Below are 4,109 nucleotides of genomic sequence, written 5' to 3'. Positions count from 1 at the left end.
GAATCCACTTCTTTCATATAAACAGAAACATCTTTCCCTCTTCCATTATAATATCTGAGATTACGATAAATATTATCCGCCGCAGCCTCGATAAATTTCCTCGCCAACACAATCCTTTTCTCATAATCCGTGTAATGTTCAACCTGTCTTACCAGCAATCTCCCTGCCAGCAACGTTTCCCTCGGATAATAACTTCCCGTATAAAAATTATAGTAATTGAAAAAATGCATCGGAATCCCATATTGTGAAATATAATTGATAAAAGCTGTATTGAAAGACATTTCCGACATCACATAAATATCAGAAATCCGTTCAACCGGTATATCTCTCTTTTCTCCATCGTGATTCGTAAACTGAAGTGTGTTATCTTTTCGTTTTAAGTCCCCGTTATTATAAACATAAAAACTTTGTTTCATATCACTCACCTCGTATTATATAAAGCACAAATCATAATACGCACATTTCTTGCATATTTTCTTATTACAATCATCCGGTGGTATATTCCTCTTTTTTATCTGTGTAATTTCACAGATGATTTTTTCTATTTCCCCGCAGTCTTCATCTGTAAGCTCCACACTCATTGTCTTTTTTAATAATGGGTAATCGATTTTTCCTTTCATTCCGGTCACACCACGCTGCTGCAGGTAATACAGATAGTATTTCATCTGCCAAATCCCTGCTTCTTCTACAGACTTACTCTTTTTCACCTCATGCAGCTCTCCGAATTCTTTCATGAAATCAATGTTGATTATCTGATCAATAGAAATGTGTTTGTCATTCTTTTTGTAACTGCTCTCGTCCAACAGTTTTCCGAGTAACACATCTTCGTTCTCCGTCTCCATTGTGATTTCATGACAGAAGTACCAGAGTTTTCGTTCGCAGACGAAGTAATAATATACCATCATACCAGTTATATTTTCTTTCACGTCGTACCTCCTATAAAAAGATACTATCTGCCTTCTCTCCAAGCAAAAGACCTCGTCCTTGCAGTGTTTCACAATCAAACTCATAAACAAACTGTGTTCGATGGATGTCTGTCGAGCCAATTGCTGCCTTATCTATTCCATCCGGATGTCCAAAACAGGTCCTCAGATTGATTCCCATGGTTAAATCCTGCAACTTTGTCCGAATCTCCTGCTTTCTCTCTTTTGATAGATATCTGTCTTCTACTTCTTCAAACAGTTCTTGATTTTCTTCATAGATGGTATCCGGAATGACCGTAATGCTCTTGATATCGCGCACCTTCGCTTCCGATAGAGTATATTCCGCCGGATGGATCTCCGAGAATTTCTCCATACAGTCTTGAATTTTCTTGTAATATTCTGTATTCCGTATCGCTTCTGTCCGATACACTTCATTCATATATTTCGTCTTCTGTTTTTCTGAAAAAAGGATATCTTCATACTTTTTCAGTTTTTCCAGCGATCGCTGATACAAGTTCTCCTCGTAAATACTTCCGCTTCCATTTTTGTTATCATATACAAAAATATTGGAAAGTTCAGGAATCCTTCTTCCCTTCCGGTTACATCTTCCCATACGCTGCAACAAGCTGTCTGCTGTACACATTTCCGTGTGCAGAATATCAAAATCGATATCCAGACTGGCTTCAACGATCTGCGTGGTGACCCAGATCCCCGCTTCATCCGATTCTGAAAACTCCATAATCTTTTGTTCCAGTAAATTACGGTCTCTGCGAATAAAACGGGAATGTAACAGCCACACAGAATCGTTCCTTTCCCGCAGTTTTTCATAAACCTCCTGCGCCCTGGAAACGGTATTACAAATCACCAGTACTTTTTTGGTTTTCCCCTGCTTTGCAATCTCTTCCAGATACATTTCCGAATACTGGATGCTTACCTTATGACGAATGAGAATATCCGGATCTTCTGTAAAGTCTGCAAACAAACAATGATCTGCCAATCCGTATTGCTCCATAAAATCTTTCAGTACAGGTGGAAAAGTTGCCGTAATAATCGCATATCTGCCGCCCATTTGCTGGATGGTTTTCAGACCGTATAAGATCGTAGCAATACTTCTTGGATCATAAGACTGTATTTCATCTATGATCAGCTTGGAATACTTCAAAGTTGCTGCAAAGATCTCTGTCCCCAGCGCCCTGTAAACAAACGTAAACAACTGGTCAATCGTACACACAGTAACAGGATTCGCTAACAACTTTGCCTGTTCCTGTTTTTCCCAGGCAGATCCCGGATTTTCTTTCAGATACATCGCCATGCTGTCCGAATGCAAAATCGCCGCATGTTCATAACCATATCCGTTTTTTATTCTGGAATAAATTGCATTGGAAGAAACTTTCAAAGGCAGCGTGTAAAATCCTTTCTCCCCGTCAAGCCATAACAAAGCGGCTTCTGTTTTTCCGGATCCGGTGGGCGCAATAACAACAAGGCTATCATCCATATGCTCTTTCATGAACTGTTGAGCAGGCCGTAAATCTTTTCCTTCCAGAAAACTCTCCACTTCTTTTTTCAGCCTTTTTTCCCTGATATCACATGCCAGTTCCGCATTCTCATATCCGGCACTAACCGTATAATCAAACTTATTCAGCAATCCTTTTACGAGAAGATATTCATTCCAGACTGCAGGATCACATAGGAACTTCCGACTATATCCGTTATTGTGAAACAGAAGCTGGTTCAAGTTGCTGCAGTACAGTTTTGTTCTGGTCTGTCCAAGATAATCACTGATCTCTTCCAGATAATATTTCTTTCCATATGTACGAAGCTCCGAACTGTCTTCCTGGTCTTTTCTCGTATGGTGATGATAGACTGCCGTGACAAAAGCCCCAAAATCATCTTTCGTAAAACTATCGTCCATTGCAAAGAATTCGTTTTGTGACAGAGTAACTGCGCTAAGATGTCCATGAGGGATCTGACTGATAGATTTCACATTTAACTTCCGTTCTCCGGCAAGTTCCGGATTTATCATTACCTGAAAGACCAGATTCGCCTTCCCCCAATCATGAATGCGGCAGGCTTCTATGACCAGCCGTTTCTCTTTTTCAGAAAAATACTGGCCATATTCTTCAAAAAACGCTTCAGCACACCGCACAATATCTTCCTGATGGCTATTCAGTGTTTTTTGTTCTTCTTCCGGTTCTTTTATCTGTTTCCCCCGCTCTTTATCGGATAATCCCTTTTTCTTCGATTTTGCATAGTATTTCATTCCCACGCCTTTCTGACCTTCTTTAACAGAACACTAACGCTGCATCTTCCTCGAAATCGTCCACGTAGGCACCCTGCCCCAGTGTATTTCCTGCAGGATAATAAAAAGCATTGACTCTTCCATTTTCCTTTTTCCACCGCCGCAGACCCTGTTTGGTAATCTCATATTCCTTTGTCAGATGGTACACCGTCATACGACTTTTCTCAATCCCCAGTGTCTCTGCCATCGCTACCGGTATGTACATATCCCGCTTGAGATCTACTTCCTCTTCCTGATGAATTTTCACAATGTCAACCCGTTCGATATCCAGGAGATCCTCATATCTTCCCAGGGATAAATACCTGCCCGGATATAGAAGAGATTGATATACATGTGCAAAATCTTCCTCTGCCGGAATAATATGAATCACCATGTGATTATCACAGACCAGTTCTACATTCGCGATCCCCTTAAACACACCATATTTTCCATCCACACACAGCTGATGTCTTCCCTCTTCATACTTCGTACCAGAAGAAAAGGAATATCTGGTATACAGTTCCGACACCATTCCGCTGTTTGTTCCCTGAATACACAGTTTCATCGGATGAAATTCCTGGTATCCGCAGGCCGCATGGATCATTCCAAGCACCGTAGAATACGGAGGAAGCGGGAATGTCTCTTTTATGATAAAGCTACTCGGTTTTCGATAATTTACCAGGTTCTGAAAACACTGAACTCTAATTGCTTTCTCCATAATACTGTTCCACTTCCTCTTTTAAATGTCTGAATGCTGCACCTACGGATTCTCCGGATAATTTTCCCCGGATCTCATTTTCATTGTCAAAAGTTCCTGTTACGACACCGGTAAATGTGTGGGTGCGGATCGCGTCGTCCTCTAACAGTTCCGCCAGAGTTTCTACATTGATCTGATCATTTTCTATCCG

The 4,109-nt window shown here is 40.8% G+C and carries 4 protein-coding genes and 1 pseudogene; all 5 read right to left on the bottom strand.

Features of this window, described 5'->3' with window-relative positions; genetic code table 11:
• The coding region (gene cas1 / locus MSA64_RS08350) for a CRISPR-associated endonuclease Cas1 (protein WP_287891298.1) at positions 1-416 on the bottom strand (416 nt) is incomplete at its 3' end.
• Between the two features lie 15 nt (positions 417-431).
• Positions 432-926 carry a CRISPR-associated protein Cas4 gene (gene cas4, locus MSA64_RS08345; protein WP_227750253.1) on the bottom strand — a complete coding sequence of 165 codons (495 nt, stop codon included), beginning with the start codon at positions 924-926 and terminating at the stop codon, positions 432-434.
• Positions 927-936: 10 nt separating this feature from the next.
• The gene (gene cas3 / locus MSA64_RS08340) at positions 937-3,183 is read right to left on the bottom strand and encodes a CRISPR-associated helicase Cas3' (protein ID WP_287891295.1); all 2,247 of its coding nucleotides are present in this window, start codon (positions 3,181-3,183) and stop codon (positions 937-939) included.
• Between the two features lie 22 nt (positions 3,184-3,205).
• Positions 3,206-3,919: a CRISPR-associated protein Cas5 gene (gene cas5 / locus MSA64_RS08335; RefSeq protein ID WP_173884809.1), complete on the bottom strand. Its 714-nt coding sequence runs from the start codon at positions 3,917-3,919 to the stop codon at positions 3,206-3,208.
• A pseudogene (locus MSA64_RS08330) lies at positions 3,903-4,109 on the bottom strand (type I-B CRISPR-associated protein Cas7/Cst2/DevR); the annotation flags it as partial. The gene cas5 and the pseudogene MSA64_RS08330, both read right to left, overlap by 17 nt.

The sequence above is a fragment of the Oliverpabstia sp. genome (assembly GCF_022785585.1).
In the GTDB taxonomy this organism is placed as follows: Bacteria; Bacillota; Clostridia; order Lachnospirales; family Lachnospiraceae; genus Oliverpabstia; species Oliverpabstia intestinalis.
This window is presented reverse-complemented; position numbering and strand designations above follow the sequence as displayed.